This is a genomic window from Desulfovibrio sp. SGI.169 (genome assembly GCF_050313595.1).
GTDB lineage: Bacteria > Desulfobacterota > Desulfovibrionia > Desulfovibrionales > Desulfovibrionaceae > Desulfovibrio.
Genome location: NZ_JBNPLS010000003.1, coordinates 106,912 through 125,850, shown reverse-complemented (window position 1 = coordinate 125,850; position 18,939 = coordinate 106,912). Strand labels below are relative to the sequence as shown.

16 protein-coding genes are annotated in these 18,939 nt (G+C 62.6%); 10 read left to right on the top strand and 6 right to left on the bottom strand.

What is annotated here, in order from left to right; all coding sequences use genetic code 11:
* Positions 1–104: 104 nt before the first annotated feature.
* Positions 105–1,397: a molybdopterin molybdotransferase MoeA gene (locus tag ACQRA4_RS02950; RefSeq protein ID WP_427821587.1), complete on the bottom strand. Its 1,293-nt coding sequence runs from the start codon at positions 1,395–1,397 to the stop codon at positions 105–107.
* A gap of 139 nt (positions 1,398–1,536) precedes the next feature.
* Here ACQRA4_RS02950 and ACQRA4_RS02945 point away from each other — a divergent pair, with 139 nt between their 5' ends.
* The 7 genes from ACQRA4_RS02945 (at position 1,537) to ACQRA4_RS02915 (ending at position 10,565) form a co-directional block, all read left to right on the top strand.
* Positions 1,537–2,442 (top strand): DMT family transporter, encoded by a 906-nt coding sequence (locus ACQRA4_RS02945; RefSeq protein ID WP_427821586.1) that lies wholly within the window; start codon positions 1,537–1,539, stop codon positions 2,440–2,442.
* A gap of 21 nt (positions 2,443–2,463) precedes the next feature.
* A complete protein-coding gene (gene rdgB / locus ACQRA4_RS02940) occupies positions 2,464–3,096 on the top strand; it encodes an RdgB/HAM1 family non-canonical purine NTP pyrophosphatase (protein WP_427821585.1) in 633 nt (210 codons plus the stop codon).
* A gap of 328 nt (positions 3,097–3,424) precedes the next feature.
* Complete coding sequence (gene fliD / locus ACQRA4_RS02935; RefSeq protein ID WP_427821584.1) at positions 3,425–6,688, top strand: flagellar filament capping protein FliD; 3,264 nt, start codon at positions 3,425–3,427, stop codon at positions 6,686–6,688.
* 57 nt (positions 6,689–6,745) lie between these two features.
* Positions 6,746–7,384 (top strand): flagellar export chaperone FliS, encoded by a 639-nt coding sequence (gene fliS, locus ACQRA4_RS02930; protein WP_427821583.1) that lies wholly within the window; start codon positions 6,746–6,748, stop codon positions 7,382–7,384.
* A 161-nt stretch (positions 7,385–7,545) separates the two neighbouring features.
* Positions 7,546–9,150: a hydroxylamine reductase gene (gene hcp / locus ACQRA4_RS02925; protein ID WP_427821582.1), complete on the top strand. Its 1,605-nt coding sequence runs from the start codon at positions 7,546–7,548 to the stop codon at positions 9,148–9,150.
* Positions 9,151–9,209: 59 nt separating this feature from the next.
* Complete coding sequence (locus tag ACQRA4_RS02920; protein ID WP_427821581.1) at positions 9,210–9,908, top strand: Crp/Fnr family transcriptional regulator; 699 nt, start codon at positions 9,210–9,212, stop codon at positions 9,906–9,908.
* Between the two features lie 180 nt (positions 9,909–10,088).
* Entirely contained in the window at positions 10,089–10,565 is a 477-nt protein-coding gene (locus tag ACQRA4_RS02915) for a pyridoxamine 5'-phosphate oxidase family protein (RefSeq protein WP_427821580.1), read from the top strand.
* Between the two features lie 232 nt (positions 10,566–10,797).
* Here ACQRA4_RS02915 and ACQRA4_RS02910 read toward each other — a convergent pair whose 3' ends face one another.
* The gene (locus ACQRA4_RS02910) at positions 10,798–11,265 is read right to left on the bottom strand and encodes an SMI1/KNR4 family protein (protein WP_427821579.1); all 468 of its coding nucleotides are present in this window, start codon (positions 11,263–11,265) and stop codon (positions 10,798–10,800) included.
* Between the two features lie 198 nt (positions 11,266–11,463).
* Between ACQRA4_RS02910 and ACQRA4_RS02905 the strand changes: the two genes are divergently transcribed.
* The 3 genes from ACQRA4_RS02905 to ACQRA4_RS02895 all read left to right on the top strand — a co-directional run bounded on the left by ACQRA4_RS02905 (position 11,464) and on the right by ACQRA4_RS02895 (position 14,991).
* Positions 11,464–12,357 carry a M23 family metallopeptidase gene (locus tag ACQRA4_RS02905; RefSeq protein ID WP_427821578.1) on the top strand — a complete coding sequence of 298 codons (894 nt, stop codon included), beginning with the start codon at positions 11,464–11,466 and terminating at the stop codon, positions 12,355–12,357.
* Between the two features lie 160 nt (positions 12,358–12,517).
* A complete protein-coding gene (locus ACQRA4_RS02900) occupies positions 12,518–13,723 on the top strand; it encodes a dicarboxylate/amino acid:cation symporter (RefSeq protein WP_427821577.1) in 1,206 nt (401 codons plus the stop codon).
* Entirely contained in the window at positions 13,720–14,991 is a 1,272-nt protein-coding gene (locus ACQRA4_RS02895; protein WP_427821576.1) for a serine dehydratase subunit alpha family protein, read from the top strand. The genes ACQRA4_RS02900 and ACQRA4_RS02895 overlap by 4 nt, the downstream gene beginning before the upstream one ends.
* 241 nt (positions 14,992–15,232) lie before the next feature.
* On the opposite strand, the gene sat is transcribed toward ACQRA4_RS02895, so the two are convergent.
* The 4 genes from sat to ACQRA4_RS02875 form a co-directional block, all read right to left on the bottom strand.
* Positions 15,233–16,504 (bottom strand): sulfate adenylyltransferase, encoded by a 1,272-nt coding sequence (gene sat / locus ACQRA4_RS02890; RefSeq protein ID WP_427821575.1) that lies wholly within the window; start codon positions 16,502–16,504, stop codon positions 15,233–15,235.
* A 651-nt stretch (positions 16,505–17,155) separates the two neighbouring features.
* Complete coding sequence (locus ACQRA4_RS02885; RefSeq protein WP_427821574.1) at positions 17,156–17,698, bottom strand: single-stranded DNA-binding protein; 543 nt, start codon at positions 17,696–17,698, stop codon at positions 17,156–17,158.
* A gap of 209 nt (positions 17,699–17,907) precedes the next feature.
* On the bottom strand, positions 17,908–18,081 hold the full coding sequence (locus ACQRA4_RS02880) for a hypothetical protein (RefSeq protein WP_427821573.1): 174 nt from the start codon (positions 18,079–18,081) through the stop codon (positions 17,908–17,910).
* A gap of 152 nt (positions 18,082–18,233) precedes the next feature.
* A complete protein-coding gene (locus tag ACQRA4_RS02875) occupies positions 18,234–18,884 on the bottom strand; it encodes a biotin attachment protein (RefSeq protein ID WP_427821572.1) in 651 nt (216 codons plus the stop codon).
* Positions 18,885–18,939: the final 55 nt, after the last annotated feature.

Sequence of the window (18,939 nt, the reverse complement as noted above, 5' to 3'; positions counted from 1 at the left end):
GCGCTCCTCGCTGTGATGCCTGAAATTTTACATATACGCGCTTGCGGCGCAAAAGAAAAGCGCATGCGCGCCCGTTGCGCCGCCGCGGCGGGCCGCCCTGCGGCCTACAGCAACAGCACATCCACCACGCTGCCTTTTTCCAGCCCTTCAAGATCGGCGTCAATGCGCACCAGGCCCTGCGCGTCCAGCAGGGTGCGCAACAGGCCGGAAAGGCCGGGCACGGGCACGGCCAGGGGCAGGTCATGGCCCCCCGCCGGGGCTTCCAGGCGCACCCGCAGATACTCCTCACGCCCCTGTTTGGAAGCCATATTGCGCGACAGCACGGCCTTGCGGGCGGGGCGAAGGCTCTGGTCAAAGGCGTCGGCCCGTCCGGCCAGATGGCGCAGAAAGGGCGCGCCCAGCACAAACATGACCACCTGGGCCGAGGCCACCTGCCCCGGCAGGCCCCAGACGCACTTGTCGCCCACACGGGCCAGGATCAGCGGTTTGCCCGGTGAAAGAGCCACGCCGCGACAGAAAATTTCCGCGTCGGGCAGGCGCTCCAGGGCGGCAACGGTAAAATCGCGCGCGCCCACGGAGCTGCCGCCGGAAAGCAGCAGCACATCCACCCGCGCGAGGTGTTCCCGCAGAGCGGCGGTGATGGCCTCCAGATCATCCGGCACAATGCCCAGCCGGCGCGGTTCGGCCCCGGCCTCGCGGCAGATGGCCGCCAGAGCGTGGCTGTTCACGTCGCGCACCTGACCGGGCCGCGGATCGGCGCTGACGGGAATGACCTCATCCCCGGTGGAGAGAATGCCCACCCTGGGCCGTGCGCGCACCAGCGCCTGTTGCGCGCCGCAGGCGGCCAGCAGGCCGATTTCCTGCGGGCGGAGCGGCGTGCCGGCCCTGAGCGCGGGGCAGCCCCGGCGCGCGTCGTCGCCGCGCCGGAGCACATGCGCGCCAGGCGGCACGGGACGCCGGATCTCCACAAGAATTTCCTCCTGCGCGTCGGCCATGCCGCCGGCCGCGCGCGCGGCCAGCTCCTGGGTATGCTCCACCATGACCACGGCGTCGGCGCCGTCCGGCAGAACGCCGCCGGTGACAATGGCCGCACACTGGCCCGGTTCCAGGCTGAAGCCCGCCGGACGATCCACAGCGATGCGGCCCGCGCGGTTCAGATAGACCGGATTGCCCTCGGACGCGCCAAAGACATCCGCCGCCCGCACGGCGTAGCCGTCCATGCCGGAACGGCTGGTCAGGGGCACGTCTTCCCTGGCTGTCACGTCCGCCGCCAGCACGCGGCCTTCCAGACCGCGCGGGTCTTCCAGGGCCGCCGTTTCGGCGGGCAAAGGCGCAAAGCCTTTCAGGCGGCGGGTCACTTCCGCCACGGACAAGACCACAAAAAAATCCTGGGGCATGGCTTTCCTCGCTTGCGCCCATGTAGCGCATCTCCGGCGACCCGGCAAGACAGGCGGCCCCTCGCCGGGGCCCGCGTTTTGCCTTCTGCCCCTAAATCGGCTATGTTTGCGAACTACGCGAAAACGCGAGGAACGGCATATGCGGCAAACCGCTTTGGGGTACGGCAGCGCGCTGCTGGCCACCATCATCTGGTCGGGCAATTTCGTGGTGGCCAGGGCTCTGGCCCCCCTGATTCCTCCGTGGCAGTGCAATTTCTGGCGCTGGCTGACGGCCCTCGCGGTACTGCTGCCTTTTGCCTGGCGGCATCTGAAGCGGGACTGGCCGGGCATCCGCGGGCATTGGCCGTATCTCTCGCTCATGGCGGCGCTGGGCGTCACCCTGATGAACACCCTGATCTACAAGGCCGGACAGAGCACGGAAAGCCTGAATATGGCTCTGCTGGTGCCCACCGCGCCCATTGTGATTCTGATCATGTCGCGCGCGCTCTACGGCGAGCCCGTCACCCCGCGCCGTCTGGCCGGGATGCTGCTGGTGCTGGCGGGCGTGATTATTCTGGTCAGCCGGGGCGACTGGCAACGTCTGGCCGCCTTGCGCATCAACAGCGGCGATTTCTGGGCCCTGGGCGGCGCGCTCTGTTTCGGCCTCTATTCGCTGTTCATGCGCCGGCACCCGGTCGAAATTTCTCCCCTGGGCTTCAATGTGGCCGCCTTCGCCCTGGGGCTGCTGTATTCCCTGCCCTTCACCGTGGCCGAGATATGTCTGCTGCCTTGGCCAGCGCCGTCCCCGGCCCTGCTGACGGGCATTCTGTATGCCGGGGTGGGCTGTTCCTTTCTTTCGTTCTGGTTCTGGACCCTGGCCGTGGACAGTATCGGCCCGGTACGCGCCGGCATCGTCTACTACAGTCTGCCGGTCTTCGCGGCGGCGGCCTCGGTGCTGGTGCTGGGCGAACACATCGCCCCGGCCCAGATAGCCGGGGGCCTGCTGGTCATCGGCGGCATTCTGACGGCCACTCTGGTCATTCCCCATCATCGCGCGCGGGCGTAACGATTTTTCAAAGGAGCTGACATGGCGGAAGCACAACGGCAACGCATCGTCCTGGCCACGCACAATGCGGGCAAGGTGCGCGAACTGGCCGGCCCCCTGGCCGATTTCGGCGTGGAGGTCATGGGGCTGGAGGCTTTTCCCGATATTGGAGATATTGAAGAAAGCGGCGCCAGCTTTGAGGAAAACGCCCTGATCAAGGCCCGCGCCGTGGCCGGGATTACCGGCCTGATCAGCGTGGCCGACGATTCGGGCCTGATGGTGGAGGCCCTGAACGGCAGCCCCGGCGTCTATTCGGCCCGCTATGCCGACGATTGGCAAAGCCTGCCCGGCGAAAGCCGGGATCAGCGCAATATCCGCAAGCTGCTGCACGAACTGGCCGGGACGCCCGAAGAGCGTCGCGCCTGCTGTTTTGTAAGCTGCATGGCCGCCGTGAAGCCCGGCGGCGCTGAAATGGTGGTGCGGGGCGTCTGGGAGGGCCGCCTGCTGGACGCCCCGCGCGGCGAGAACGGCTTTGGGTATGATCCGGTCTTTTTCGACCCCCTGATCGGCAAAAGCGCGGCCCAGCTTTCCCGTGAGGAAAAAAACTCCCGCAGCCACCGCGGCAACGCCCTGCGGGCCTTGCTGGCGCGCTGGGAGGCCTTTGCGGCCGAATAGCCCCGCCTGGGTCCGCTCCACAATTTCGGCCTGTTTCGAGCGCCGCGCCTGCCGCTTGCGGAGAGCGCGGCGCTCGCCGTTCACGCCCCTCGGCCCTTGCCGGCCTTTTCCCGCGCGGGCTCGGCGCGGAATACTCTAAACTTTTTCTTGCGGCAGCCGTTAGAGACAAGAGAGGCGAAGCCGGATAGCGCCACACGCCCCCGCGGGGCGTTCACGCCCGGCAAAAATTTCTTTGCACGCATTTTGCATAAATTTTAGCGTTCCGCTGTTTTTTTGAAGCGGCTCCGCGCCAGGGCGCGGCGGATATCTTGTGCAGCGCGAGGTATGTATGGCGGTCAGCATTTCAGGCTCAAACTCCATCTGGGGGCTGAGCGGCAATGATACGGATTTTGAAGAGGTTCTGGCGAAGCTCAAAAAGATCGAGTCCACGCAGCTGAACCGCCTGGAAGCCTGGAAAAGCGACTGGAATCTGCGCTATGAAGCCTTTGGCAAAATCATTGAGCAGGTGCAGGTGGCCAGCAACATGCTGTCCACGCTGGCCGACAAGAATAATTTTGTCACCAAAAACGTCGCCAGCAGCAACGAAAACATACTTACCGCCGTGGCCAACGCCTCGGCCCAGGACGTGCAGCACACCATCAAGGTCTCGCAGGTGGCCAGCAACGCCATATGGGCCAATACCGGCCATGTTTTCAATTCCAAAAACGATGTTCTCAACACCACGGGCACGGAGCAGTACTTCCGTTTCAACTACGCGGGCAAGGATCATGCAATCAAGGTTCCCGCGGGCACGACGCTGGAGTCCTTTGCCAGCATGGTCAACAGCTCCACGGAAAACCCGGGCATCAAGGTCAGCCTGATCCAGTCCGGTTCGGGCTATGTCTTTCAGGTGGCGGGCAAGGATACCGGCGCGGACAACAATCTGATCATCTATGACAACAACCTGGTGGGCATGAGCACCTCAGGGTCAACGACCTCCACCTGGCTGACCAATAACAGGCTTGACGTCAGCCAGCAGGTGACTGACCCCACGGAGTACGCCTACGATATCGTCCTGCAGAGCGGCGTCAAAAAAACCGTGACCATCAAGGGCGACGCCACCGCGGACGAGCTGGTGACGGCGCTGAACGCTGCTGGCGGCATCACGGCCAGCCTGGACGGCAATGGCGATCTGACGCTGACCGGGGTCAGGTCTTTCAGTCGCCGGGAAAGTTCGGACAAGGCCTACACGCCGGCCTCCACCTGGGTGGGCGTGACGGGTTCCCTCAAAGATTCCAACAACAAAGACATCAAGCTGAACGCCGCTGACGGCATGGCTGCGGGCATGGGCGATGACGACTTGCTGACCTTCACCATGACCATGGAGGACGGCACTGAACGCAAATTTGATATCAGGGCCGGGGCCACCAAGCGCGATCTTCTGATACAGATGGCCCAGGCCACCCAGAGCGGCGACAGCGTGAACATCGGCCTTGGTTCTGACGGATGGGGGGTGAGCCTGAGCGGCGTCACCGGAGTGAGCTGCGACGCCCTCACCGACGCGAGCCAGCTGAAAAGCAAACTCACGGCCGCTTCGGGCGTCAAGGACACTTTGGGCGGCGGGCTGACTTCCGCTTCGGCCACCCTGACCTTCAACAAGGACAAGCTGGGCGAACGCATCGACGGCAAGGCCGCCGGCGAGCCCGGCGCGGATCTGGTGTTCACGCTCACCCTGCGGGACGGTTCCGTCGTTTATGTGGACAGCCTGGCCGACGGCACAAGGCTGAACAGCGGCATGACCAACCAGCAGTTGCTGGAGGCCGTCAATGCCGCCTACCCCGGCACAATTTCGGGCGACGACAGCAATATTCTGAAACTGGACGGCGTGCAGGGCTTCAAACTGACCACCGGCGCCAGCGGAACGGCGGGTTTCACGACCAGAATTGAAACCAGCACGACTGTGCCCAAAACCAATGGGGGGGGAAATTCCCTGTTTTATACGGATGCCGGCGGTAATGTTTATCTGGAGGAACCGCCCAGGCTGGTCTACACCGTCACCACCAATGACGGCATGACCGGCACGCTGACCCTGGATTCCGGCACTGATATGAAAAGCGTGCTGGAGAGCCTGCAAAACAGCGCGAACTGGAGCTGGACGGACAAGGACGGCAATGCCGCGGCCGCCCCCGCCGACCTGGGAGTGCGCTTTACGGATGCCGACGGCAAGGAGTATCTGGCGGCCGATGGCGTTACCCCCCTGAGTCTGGACGAAATCGCCGCCGCCGGCAGCCCGGTCTATCTTCAGTTCGCCAATGTCCAGAACGTCAGCGGCCCCGGCATTCAGGGCCAGGTGGCCACATCCAGCAACTGGAGCATTCAGCGCTCGGCCAACGCCCGCTATACCGTGGACAACTGGCCCATGGAGATGGAATCCTCCTCCAACCGCGTGAGCGACGTCATCGAGGGCGTGGTCTTCAACATTCAGGAAGTGGGTGACGCCCGTCTGTCGGTCAGCACCGACATCACCTCGGTGGAAGAGTCCATCCAGAACTTTCTGGACGCGGTCAATTCTGTTCTGCTGACCATCAATGACTATACCGCGTACGACGAAGACAAGGAGGTCACCTCCAGCGACCCCGACGATATCGGCAAGGACAACTACAGCCCGTCGGGTCTGACCAACCAGAAGGGCGGCCTGCTCACGGGCAACTATGGGGTGCAGTTGTTCAAAAGCCGTTTTTCCAGCCTGGTCAACGCCGCGCCCCCCGGTTTCAAGAGCCGCCAGTCGGCGGACGACATCCTTTCCGGCGACGTGCTGGCCAACCTGGCCAACCTGGGCATCAAGACGGATACGGACCCGACCAGCGAAACATACGGCCTGCTGGTGATCGGCGCCTCGTCCAGCATTGCGGAACTGCAATCCATGGACAAGGAAAACTACAACAACATGATCACCAACAACCTGGAAGCCGTGGTGGATTTTTTCTGCGCCAGCGGCACAGGCAGTTCCAGCAGCGCCGATTTTCGCTACGGCAGCCATATCGAAGGCATCACCAAGGCCGGCAACTATGAGGTGAGCTACGAGGTCGTGCTGGACAGCAACGGCAACCCCCAGCCCGTCAATGTGACCGTGGGCGGTGTGGAGGTTACGCGCGACGAAAGCATGCCGGGCTATTACTACAGCGTGGCCAAGGGCGACGCGCGCGGCCTGTCCATTCTGATTGACGACCTGAGCGTGGGCAAACACCCCCCCGACGGCGAAGAGCCCATGTATGTGCGCATCAAGCAGGGCCTAGTTCAGACGGTGAACAGCTTTTTCAAGGATGAGCTGACGTTTACGGACGTGAGCGTCAACGCCAACAGCACGCCGGCGCAGATAGAAGACGCCATTGCCCTGAAGTCCAAGAACGGCGCCCTGATGTCTTTGCGTGACAACTACAAGACGGTCATGGAGAATATTGATAAAAAAATCAGTCAGGAGCAGCGCCGCATTGAAACCTGGGAAAGCCGGCAGAAGACGATTTTCGCCAATCTGGAAACCCTGCTCAAGCAGTATGCCAGCAAGCAAAGCCAATTGGAGTCACAGCTCAATCAACTGAGCGGCAACAATTAAGCACAGATTTCCGTTCCGGCGCGGCGGCCCGGAATGCGCAACGAGAAGGAACAGGCCATGAACAAAGCGGCGCAAGCGTATTTTCAAACCAAGGTCACCACTACGGATCAGGGGCAGCTTTTGCTCATGCTCTACGACGGGGCGCTCAAATACCTCCAGCAGGCGCGCGACAAAATGCTGGCCAGGGATTTCGCGGGCAAGGGCATTCTGATTTCCAAAGTCATTGATATCGTCAATGAGCTTTCCGGTTCCCTGAATATGGAAAAGGGCGGCAGTCTGGCCGTCAACCTGAACAATCTGTATATTCTCTGCACCGCGCGTCTTCTCCAGGCCAACCTGAAAATGAACGTGGAATCGCTTGACAGTGTGGTGCAGATTCTCTCCGGTCTGCGCGGGGCCTACGCCCAGATACTTGAAACGCCGGAGGCCCGCCGCGCGGCGGCGGAAATCGCCGGCCGCATGCAGCCCGTGGGGGCGGCGGTAAAAACCGCCCAGCCCATCATGCATTCGCCGGTGACGGCAGTGCCGCGCGCCCACGCTCAGGCCGCCTACGGCAGAAACGCCGTGCGGCCCCCGGTCGCGCCGCCCGCCGCCCCCGCCCCGGCGGAGGCCGCGCGGGCCCGTGTGCAGCAATTTGTGCCGCCCGCTGCCGCCCGTCTGCCCGGCGCCTACGCCAAATCCGGCGGCAACAGCTGAGCCCGGTCTTCCACTTCCGTCGCGCCGGCCCTTCGCAGCGTCGAGGGGCCGGCGTTTTTTATCTTTTGCAAAAAACTGTGATTTGAATCACAGTGATTGCGGTGGATGTGTGTTGTATATGGGGCACAACCCCCACCGGGGGAGGAAAAGGAGTCTTGCTTATGTTTTGCAATCAATGCGAACAGACAGCCAAGGGCACAGGCTGCGCCACGGTCGGCGTCTGCGGCAAAAACGCGGATGTGGCGATCATTCAGGATCAACTGGTGTATCTTCTGCGGCGGCTGGCGAGCCTGGTTCTGAAGGCCCGCGCCGTCGGCATTGCGGATACGGATACGGATGATTTCATGGCCGAGGCCCTGTTCAGCACGCTGACCAATGTGAACTTCGACCCGCAGGCGCTGCGCCGGATGCAGGCCGAAACCCTGGAACGGGCCAAGGCCCTGGCGGCCCGCCTGGGGGATCAGACCGATGACTTGAGCCTCTCTCTGGAAGACTGTCTGGCCCGCCTGCCGGAGAGCGTGGTCGGCATAGACAGGTTCAGCACGGACAAGGATGTGGCCTCGGCCATGCAGTTGCTGCTTTTCGGGCTCAAGGGCGTGGCCGCCTATGCCGATCATGCCGCGCGGCTCGGCCAGCGCGACCCCGAGCTTTCGGCCTTTGTCTGCAAAGGACTGGCGGCGGGCAGCCCGTGGGATGAGGAAAGCCGCGACCTGGGCGGCTGGCTGGATCTGGCGCTGGAGTGCGGCAGGGCCAACCTGCGGGCTATGGAACTGCTGGAAAAGGGCAATACCGAAACCTTCGGCGATCCCGCGCCAACCCCGGTTTCACTGGGGCAGCGCAAGGGCAAGGCCATTCTGGTCTCGGGGCATGACCTGCTGGACCTTCAGGCGCTGCTGGAGCAGACCGAGGGCACGGGCATCAATGTGTACACGCATGGCGAAATGCTGCCCGCCCATGGCTACCCCCGGTTGAAGGCCTTCGGCCATCTGGCCGGACATTACGGCACCGCCTGGCAGAACCAGCAGAAGGAATTGCCGGACTTTCCCGGCGCGGTTCTTTTTACCACCAACTGCATTCAAAACCCCCGCTCGTATGGCGACAGGGTGTTTACCAGCGGCAACGTGGGCTGGCCCGGCTGTACGCACTGCGCGGGACGCGACTTTGCGCCGGTCATCGCCAGGGCCCTGGAGTTGCCGGGCTTTGCCGAAGACAGGCCGGGCAAGGAGATTCTGACCGGCTTCGGCCGCCGCGCCATGCTTGACGCCGCGCCCAAGGTGCTGGAGGCCGTGGCCCAGGGCAAGCTGCGTCATATCTTTCTGGTGGGCGGCTGCGACGGAGCCAGGCCGGGCCGCAACTACTATACGGAATTTGTTGAAAAAACCCCGCAAGATACGCTGGTGTTGACCCTGGCCTGCGGCAAGTTCCGCTTCTTTGACAAAGACCTGGGCAGGCTCGGCGATCTGCCGCGCCTGCTGGACATGGGGCAGTGCAATGACGCCTACGCGGCGGTGCGCACGGCTCAGGCCCTGGCCGAGGCCCTGAAGTGCGGGGTCAACGACCTGCCGCTCTCGCTGGTGCTTTCCTGGTATGAACAGAAGGCCGTGAGCATCTTGCTGACGCTGCTGGCCCTGGGCATCAGGGATATTCGTCTGGGGCCCAGCCTGCCGGCCTTTGTGTCGCCGAACATCCTGAACCTTCTGGTGGAAAAATGGGGCATTCGGCCCATCAGCACGCCGGATGAGGATCTGGCGGCGATTCTGAAATAGCGCTGTGGCCGCCGGGCGGCGAGGACCGCCCGGCGGCATGGCAAAGAGGGCAAAAGACCATGCGGGAGTTTCCGGGAGGGCGTGCCTCACAGGCGGTGCTGGAGGCTCTCGGCAGTGGCCTTTTCGCCGTTCTGGGAGCCGACGAGCGCCTCTCCCTGGCGGCTCGCGCCCGCCTGCGCGTTTTTGCCAGGGGCGAGACGCTTTTTCGGGAAGGGCAGGAGAGCGCCGACCCCGCCTTCCTGCTGTCTGGTCTGGTCAAACTGTCCCGCAGCGCGGCGCGTGGTCGGGAATGCGCGCTGCACCTGGTGCGTCCGGGCCGTATGCTGGACGCGGGCGTGCTGTTTTATGAGGGCGGTTTGCCCGCCACGGCGGTGGGCGTCAGGGAAGGCCGCCTGCTCTGGCTGGAGAAGGCCGCCCTGCTGGACGCGCTGCGCGGCAATACGGCATTGTGCCTGGGGCTGATCGCCGCGCTTTCCCTGCGCCAGCGCTTGTTCATCAACAAGCTGGCCGGTTCTCAGGGGCGTATTTCCGCCTCACGCCGGGTGGCGGCCTGGTTGCTGCACCGGGCGAAAATGGAAAAATCCGAAACGCTGGATCTTCTCGTCAGTCGTGAGGTGCTGGCCCGGCTTATCGGCATCAGCCGGGAGAGCCTGAGCCGTGAAATGAGCCTGCTTGCCGCTAGCGGCCTGATCAGCGTGGAGCGTCGCCGCGTGATCCTGCTGGACAGAACGCGCCTGCAAAAGCTGGCGGACAGCTAGCGCCCGTCGCGTATTCAAATGTTGCGGAACGTCTGAAGATGAAAGGCCGTATCGCATATCCCTCCGTCACGGGCAACACCCGCGCCCCGGCCGAGGCCGGACGGCGGCGGGAAGTTTTGCGGCGGGCCTGACGGCAAGGCGTATCAGGCGATTTGCGCGAAAGTAAAAAGGAGAACAGCCATGCGCCTGAGCAAACGCGAGTGTTCCGAACCGGCTTTTTTTGACGAGGTTTTTTCCGGGGCCGACGAGCTGTTTCTGGCTCTCAACAATGGGGACTTCCCCTATCTGATCCCTCTTAACTTCGTGCGCCTGGGGCAGCGCATATACATGCACTGCGCGCCGGAGGGAACCAAGCTGGACCTGATCCGCAGGGACGGTCGCGTGGCGTTCAGTCTGACGACGGATGTGCGCATTGACCGCGAAAAATCCTCCACCTACTACAAATCCGTCTGCGGCACGGGCCGCGCCTGTGTGGTCGAAGACCCGGCAGAAAAGCGCCTGGCCCTGGACAGCCTGGCCGAGCGCTATGCCGCCCTTTGCCCGCGCCCCGCGCCGGAAAGCGCTGTCCGCCGGGTGGGCGTCATACGTATCGACATACTCTCCCTGACCGGCAAGCGCTGTCTGCCGAAGGGGGAAAGCGGCCCAGACTCCCTGTAGAGCGTGTTCGCACTACGGCTCTTTTGTCTTCTGCCCGCGTCAAAAAGGCTTTTTCTTTCGGTCAGGCGCGCAAGAGCGCATTCCTTTCATGAAAAGCCTTTTTCCCTGGCGGAGATGTGAATACGCGTCCCGCGTCTACTTGCAAAAGCAGACGCTACAAAACCCGCAAGGGTTTTGCGGCGGCGCGGCCGCCGCGAGTGAGCGAAAAACCACGTTTTTTCGCAATCAGACATTAGCCGGAATACAGGTATTTCAAGAGCGTTCTGTTGAAAAAGCCGGCTATGTCGTCAGCCATTTTGGTGATGGCGCCGTTGCGTTGTTCCAGATAATAGACGGAAGGATCATCAGGCAGCATGAGCAGGCGGTCGCCAGGATTGTGAAGATAAAATTCGCCGATGATCAGCGCGTCGGAACCGGGCATGACAATGGGGCCGAACTCGGCGGCCTTTACGGACAGGCCCGCCATGGAAATGGCTGCGCAATGGGTCAGCAGTTCCCTGAGCCCTTGGGAAAAGCTGAAATCCAGCTTTGTTTCCAGAGCCGTCACCGCCTCCGGGCTGAGGCCCGGCATGACCTTGAGGTCTTCAAATTCACCCACAGCGGCGTAAAATTCGGGCAGAAAATTTCGCAAGGCCTGTCGGGCCGGGTCGCCGGAGGCGGGCGACGCGCCGGGGGAGGTCGCGGGCGTGTGTTCCTGCATGGGGGTTCTCCTTGCTGCGGGGCCGGCCCGCGCGGGCCGGCGGGTTGCGGGGCACTATACACATCCCCCGCGGGCTTGTCAGCAGACAGGCGGCTGGCCTTGCCGCCCGCGCCACAACAGCGCTGAAAGCGGATTCTTCGGGGTTCGCACCGACGCCGCATTGACAGCGGGCGGAGCGCAATCTAAAATATCTGATTCATGCTGCTCGGCAAATACCATATCGTCATCTTCAAGGAAGGACGCAGCGGCAGCCGCAACCTGCGGATGCGCGGCTGGTTTGGCTTTACCGCCTGTCTGCTGGTTCTTGTTCTCATTGTCTGCAACGTCTGGCTTTGGCGGGCCTGGCTGCAGGCGCGCCATCTGGATGAAAGCCTCAATAACGCCCAGCGCGTCATTGAGGAGCAGCGCCGCCAGCTTGTCAACCTCGCCGGGCGAATCACCTCCGTCAGCCAGGATTTGCAGCGCGTGCAGCGTTTTGATTCCAAGCTGCGGATGATGATGAACATGGAGAAAGACCCCGCCGAGGTGGGCGTCGCGCCTGGCGACTTCTCACGCGTCTATCTGCCCCTGCACCGGCAGGAGCTGGCCGCGCGCAAGATGCAGAACTTTCTCTCCAGCCTTTCCGAATCCGCGCGTCTGGAGGAAGTACGGCAGCAGGACCTGCTGCGCGCCCTGCGCGAAAACCGCGACGCTCTGGCCTCCATGCCCTCCATCTGGCCGGCGGTGGGCTTTGTTTCCTCCAGTTTCGGCATGCGCCGCTCGCCTTTTGGCGGCGGGGGCGGCCAGTTTCACAAGGGGCTGGACATCAGCAATCGCATAGGCACGCCCATTGTGGCCTCGGCCCATGGCACGGTAACTCTGGCCGCGCGCGACGGAGCCTACGGCAACAGTGTGGAGATCAACCACGGCGGCGGCATCGTCACCAAGTACGGGCATATGCAGCGTTGTACGGTGCAGCCCGGCCAATGGGTCAAGCGTGGCGAAACCATCGGCTATATCGGCATGACGGGCCGCACCACCGGCCCGCACCTGCATTACGAGGTGCGGCTCAACGGCGTGCCGGTGAACCCCATGCGCTATATTCTGGAGTAAGCGCCTCGTTCCCGCGCGTTCTCTCATTCCCGATAGATTTTTGACTGTTGCGAGTCAGGCCCCCCCTGGCGTATACGAAAGGCAGCCCGACGGTGAAAATGCCGGGTTCGCGGCGCATTTTTCAGACGCCCCGTCATTCTCAACATCGCGGAGGATCAGGATGGCCAAGATCGGTGATGTTTCGCTTATTCTCAAGCTGCTGGCCGGGCTTGTGGCCGGCGCTCTGCTGGGCTTCGCGGCCAATGAGGCCGTTATGGATGTGGCGGTTTCGCTGCGGCACATTTTCGGTCAGATCATTTTCTTCCTGGTGCCGCTGGTCATTGTGGGCTTTATCACCCCGGCCATCGTGCGTCTGGGGCAGAACGCCAGCAAAATCCTGATGGTGGCCGTGTGTCTGGCCTACGCCTCTTCGCTGGGCGCGGCTCTGTTTTCCATGTCTTCCGGCTACCTGATCATTCCCTATCTTTCCATCGCCACAGAGACGGAAACCCTGCGCAAGCTGCCGGAGATGGTCTTTCGCCTGGATATTCCGCCCCTGTTCAGCGTCATGAGCGCGCTGGTCACAGCTCTGTTTTTCGGCGTGGCCATCGCCTGGACCAGATCGGAAATGCTGGGCAAGGTTTTTGCCGAACTGGAGCGGGTCATGACCTGGCTGGTGACACGGGTGATGATTCCCATTCTGCCCTTCTTCGTGGGTCTTTCCTTCATGGGGCTGGCCTATGAGGGCTCGCTGACCAGACATCTGCCCATTTTCGTGACGATGGTGGCGCTGGCGATTTTTGGCCACTTTGTCTGGCTGGCCGTGCTCTACAGCATTGGCGGCGTGTTGTCGGGCCGCGATCCTTCCCAGGTTTTCCGTTATTATACGCCCGCCTATATTACCGCCGTGGGCACCATGTCCAGCGCCGCGACGCTGCCCGTGGCCCTGGAGTGCGCGCGCCGCTCGCCGGTGCTCAGCCGTACCATGGTGGAATTTATGGTGCCCCTGGGGGCCACGGTGCATCTTTGCGGTTCGGTGCTCACGGAAACCTTTTTTGTCATGACCATCAGCCTGATTTTGTACGGCGCGCTGCCCTCGCTGGGCGTCATGACGCTTTTCTGCGTGCTGCTGGGCATTTTTGCCGTGGGCGCGCCCGGCGTGCCCGGCGGCACGGTGGTGGCCTCGCTGGGCATCGTGACCGGCGTGCTGGGCTTTGACCAGACCGGCGTGGCTCTGCTTATCGCCATCTTTGCCCTGCAAGACAGCTTCGGCACGGCCTGCAACGTCACCGGCGACGGCGCTCTGACCCTCATGCTGGAGGGCATTTTCAACCGTCACGGCAAACTGGGGGCCATGCAGCATTCGGAGGGTTCGGAGAACGCATGAGCGCAGCCTTTCTTGACCTGATCCACCAGGAGGTGGTGCCCGCCCTGGGCTGCACCGAGCCTGTCGCCGTGGCTCTCACGGCGGCCAGGGCCGCCGAAACGCTGGCGACCGCGCCCGAAAGCCTGCATGTGGAGGTCAGCGCCAACCTGCTCAAGAACGGCATGGGGGTGATGGTGCCCGGCGTCGGAGAGGCGGGCCTGCACATCGCGGCGGCGGCCGGCGCGCTGGGCGGCAAAAGCGCGCTGGGGCTGGAATGCCTGCGCGATCTGACGTCCGGCCAGGTGGAGGCCGCCAGGGCCATGATCAAAGCCGGTCAGGTGGAGCTGCAACTGCCGGACAATGACCTGCTGCTGTACTGCTCGGTCACCGCCGTTGCCGCCGGGCATACGGCCAGGGTCGAATTGAGGGACAGCCACGCCAACATCACCAGGGTCTGGCGCGACGGAACGCTGATTTTTGAAAAGAAGGACGCCGCGACGACAAGCCAGACCGATGGCGCTGGCTGGCCCCTGACCATGGCCGGCATTTACGACTTCGCCACCACGGCTCCGCTGAAGGATATAGCCTTTATTCTGGAGGCCGCGCGCATGAATCGCCGGGTGGCCGAGGAAGGCCTGAACCGCCAGTACGGCCTGGCCGTGGGCAAGAGCATGGACGACCAGGTGCGGCGGCGCATCCTGGCCGACGACATGCCCACTTTTGCGATCAAGCTTACGGCGGCGGCCGCGGACGCGCGCATGGCCGGGGTGATGATGCCGGTCATGAGCAATTCCGGCAGCGGCAACCAGGGCATTACCTGCACCATGCCGGTGGTGGCCTGCGCCATCCGCCAGGAAAAGAGCGACGAGGAACTGGCCCGCGCCCTGATCATGAGCCATCTGACCTCCATTCACATCAAGCGCCACCTGGGGCGGCTGTCGGCCCACTGCGGGGCCATGGCTGCGGGCACGGCCGCGGCCTGCGGCATCGCCCTGCTGCTGGGCGGCGGCCTGCGGGAAATGGAAATGACCGTGCGCAACATGGTGGGCAATATGGCGGGCATGATCTGCGACGGGGCCAAAAGTTCCTGCGCGCTCAAGGTGGCTTCGGCCGTGGGCGCGGGCATCCAGGCCGTGATGCTGGCGCTGGAAGGCTCCGCCGTGCCCGGCAACGAAGGCATTGTGGATGAGGATATTGAAACCTGCATCGCCAATCTGGGCCGGCTCGGCTCCACTGGCATGCGCGAGACGGACAAGGTGATTCTGGATATCATGCTGCACAAAAAATAGCGCCCGCCCAGGGCGGGACTGACTTGCGGCCTCTTCCGCACCTTGCGGCGTTATCAGCGCATGCGGCGACAGGCCCGCAACGCTCATGCGCGGGCCTCCGGCGGCGCTGGATGAAGCCGGCTTCCACGCCGCTCAAGCCTCTGCGGCGGTCTGGACGGAGCAAACACCGCAAGGCGGCTTGTCATCAATAAAAAAAGGACGCCCCGAAGGGCGCCCTTTTTTATCATATGGAGGCGGTTCACTACATGGTGGTGCCGGCAGCGGCGCGCTGCATCTTGATTTCCACCTTTTCGGTCAGACCGGAATAGTATTCGCGCAGGATGGCGAGCACTTCTTCGCGGCCAAAGTGATCCGGCACTTCCGCGCCTTCGGAGAGCATCTTGCGCAGCTTGGTGCCCGACAGAATAACGCGGTCTTCCTTGCTGTGCGGGCAGGTGCGCATGGAGGCCATGCCGTCGCACTTTTTGCAGTAGAAGGTCCAGTCGATGTTCAGGGGCGCGCAGAGCAGGCGTTTGCCTTCCTCGGCGGGCACAGGCATCTTGCGGAAGATTTCCTGGGCTTCAAACATGCCGTAGAAGTCGCCCACGCCGGCGTGGTCGCGGCCCACCAGCAGGTTGTTGATGCCGTAGTTCTGACGGAAGGTGGCGTGCAGCAGGGCTTCACGCGGGCCGGCATAGCGCATGTCCAGCGGATAGCCGGCCTGGATCACAAAGTCTTTGACAAAATATTTGTCCACCAGGGTGTCAATGCACTTCACGCGCACTTCGGCCGGAATGTCGCCGGGTTTCAGAGAACCCACCAGAGAGTGGATGACCACGCCGTCGCAGACTTCCACACCGATTTTGGCCAGATATTCGTGCGAGCGGTGCATGGGGTTGCGCAACTGCAGGGCGGCCACTTTCTGCCAGCCGCGTTCGTCCATTTTTTCGCGCAGCTGGGCGGGGGTCATGTACACGCCGGGGAACTTTTTGGGGAATTCGCCCTGCGAGAGCACCTTCACCGGACCGGCAATGTTGTATTCTTTCTGGGCCAGCACCATTTTGACGCCGGGGTGGTCATTGGGGGCCACTTCCCAGAATTTTTCGGAGTCCGGGCCTTCGCCCTTGAAGACCAGTTCGCATTCCCATTTCTTGTCGGCTTCAGTCATCTCGTAGATTTCTTCCACCTTCATGGTGGCCATGATTTCGCCCTTGCGGACGAGGGCCACTTCCTGACCAGGCTTCAGATCTTTGGCGTCTTCGGCGGAGATGTCGAGGGTCACCGGCACGGGCCAGAAAGTGCCGTCGGCGAGCAGCATCTTTTCGCACACGCTTTTCCAGTCAGCCTTGCCCATGAAGCCGGTCAGGGGCGAAAAACCGCCAATGCCCATCATGATCAGGTCGCCCTTGGCGCGGGAAGAAATCTCGATCTGCTTCAGGCCGGCGGCTTTTTTCTTTTCATCTTCCAAGGCCTTGCCTTCCAGCAGGCAACACACCAGGCCTTTGCCGCCATGCGGGGGTACCAGTTTGGACATCGCGAAATCCTCCGTGTTTTGGTTATGAAAGCCTCACCGCGCCGGACAAATCCAGGTCGGTCGGAAAGGGGCTGTTCCTGTACACATCTTGTGAATAATCTAACAAAAAGTCAACCACCTTCAGGAATTTTTTGTGGCTGCTTTTGCCGTCTCGACGCAGGCATGCAAAAAAGCCCGCGCGACGACCTTGCGGACAGCGCGCGGGCCGACGCCCATGCTTTTGTGTATGCCGCGCGAGGGCTTTTAGGCTCAGGCCTTATAAAAAGACGTCATGGATTTTGTTTGTCGGCAAAAGGGAGATTTTTCGCTCGCCGCCGAAGCGGAGCCAAGGGCGGAACACAGCCGGCAGCACACCTGACCAGCAGCGCAGTAACAGGGTCTGGCTCTAAAGTGAGCTGCCGGCAGCCGCCGCGAAAAAGGCTGACTGTAATCATGCGGCATTGCGCAAGCCGCCGCGTCTCAAACCGGCAGCGCGTTGGCAATGCCCGCTCTGGGCTATGCGCTTTGGCAAGCCACACTTTCAAAAGCGACGCGGCATTTCCCCGCGGAGTGGGGCAAGCGCCTGAAAAACTCGCTTTTCAGGCGCGGCGGGCGCGGGCGTCCGCTCTCGCGGCCGCCGGAAGCTCATGCCTTTTGCAAAGACAATGGGTTTTAAAAGGGCACTTCGTCCATATTGGAGGCTTCCGAGGGGAAGGCCGGGCCCAGATCGTCCTCCTGGGGCTGCTGGCGCGGCGCATGACGTTGCGGCGTCTGGCCGCCTTGGTTGCGCTGGCCGCCCTGTCCGCCGCTTTGAGCGCGGGGGGCCTGCCGGGGCGCGCCGCCGGCGGGCGCGCCCGCGTACTCATCTTCATAACCGCCCTGTCCCGCGCCCTTGCGATCCAGAAACTGCACGCGCTGGGCCTTGATTTCCGTCGTGTAGCGATCCTGCCCCTGCTGGTCCTGCCATTTGCGGGTTTGCAGGCTGCCCTCCACATACACAAGACTGCCCTTGGAAAGATAGTTGGCGCAGTTTTCGGCCTGGCGCTGGAATACCGACACGCGGTGCCATTCGGTGCGTTCCACCTTGTTGCCGTCACGGTCGGTGTAGGATTCGTCGGTGGCCACATTCAGGCTGGCCACCGGCGAGCCGCTCTGGGTATAACGCAGTTCGGGGTCGCGGCCCAGACGGCCGATAATCATGACTTTATTCAGCATTGCTGTGCTCCCGGATGAATACGGATTCAGGGGCTGACGCCGGCTCAGGCCACGAATGCCTGCTCCAGCTGATCCAGCACATCTTCCAGTTGATCGCTCAGGGCGTTGGCCTCGCGCGGCTGCCAGTCGGCCAGAGCGTTTTCAATATCTCGCTTCAGGCGCGCGGCCTCGCGAATGCCCCGCCCCAGCGCCTCCCGGCGGGCATTGGACTATTTCATGAAGGTCAGGCCCTCGTCCAGTGCGCGCACCATTTCCAGCACGCCGCGTTTTTCGTGTCTGACGGGCACGCTGAAAGCCAGCTCGCTCAGTCGCGGCCAGAGTTTTTCCAGCAGATCCTCATTCCAGGTCACGGCGCTGACCCGGATTTGCAGTGCTTTTCCCATAATGACATGCCATATTGTAAGAAACCGCTGATTTGTTCTGTGAATAAATCAGCTCCATGCCCCAAGAGGCTTTTGCCCCTCATGCAACGTGAAAAGCGGCTTTTGTCTTTTCACGGCGTATCCTTAGAAAGGTTGAGCGGCATGCCGCGTCGCTACTCTTTTTCCGTCCATTCGGTCTGGACGCGCATGATCACGTCCTGAATGGCGGGAAGCTGATTTTGCGGGCAGACGCCGATGAGCGGCGCGCCCGTATCCATATTTTCGTTGTACTTGAAGTAGACGGCGTAGATGACGCCGTCCGGGCCCGTGTAGTGCAGGGGCACCTCGCGCTTCATGCGCGACATGATCAGCAGCTCCATGCCGTCCCGCACCGTCACGGAATGGGCGTCCGATGCGCGTATCTTTTTGTCCACTTCGGGCGTGAAATAGTATTTGGCGCGCTCCGGCGCGCGGAAGAGGTGCAGGGCCTTTTGCAGGATGACCCGCTGCACCTCCTCGCGGGTGAGCATGTGGCGCAGCACCGCCAAAGGCGTGCCCGCCTCCACGAAGCAGCCTTCCAGTTCGCTGTGCAGCACGCTGATTTCGCCTTTTTCCGGCGCGCAGATGGGCTTTGGGTTGCGCTCGCGCTCCAGAGTGGCAATCTGGGTGCCGGGTTTTTCCTTCCACTGGCCCTGGGGGCCCACGACCTTGTCGCCGGTTTGCAGACCGGCGAAAGTGACGCGCCCGGTATGGGGCGTGGCGATGACTATCTCGCGGTAGGGCGAGGCCTTGATTTCATCCAGCAGAGCGGAAATATCAATCATTTTTTGTCCGTAGGTTCTCTTTTGGGGCGCAACGCCCAAAGCCCGTCCGGGGAGA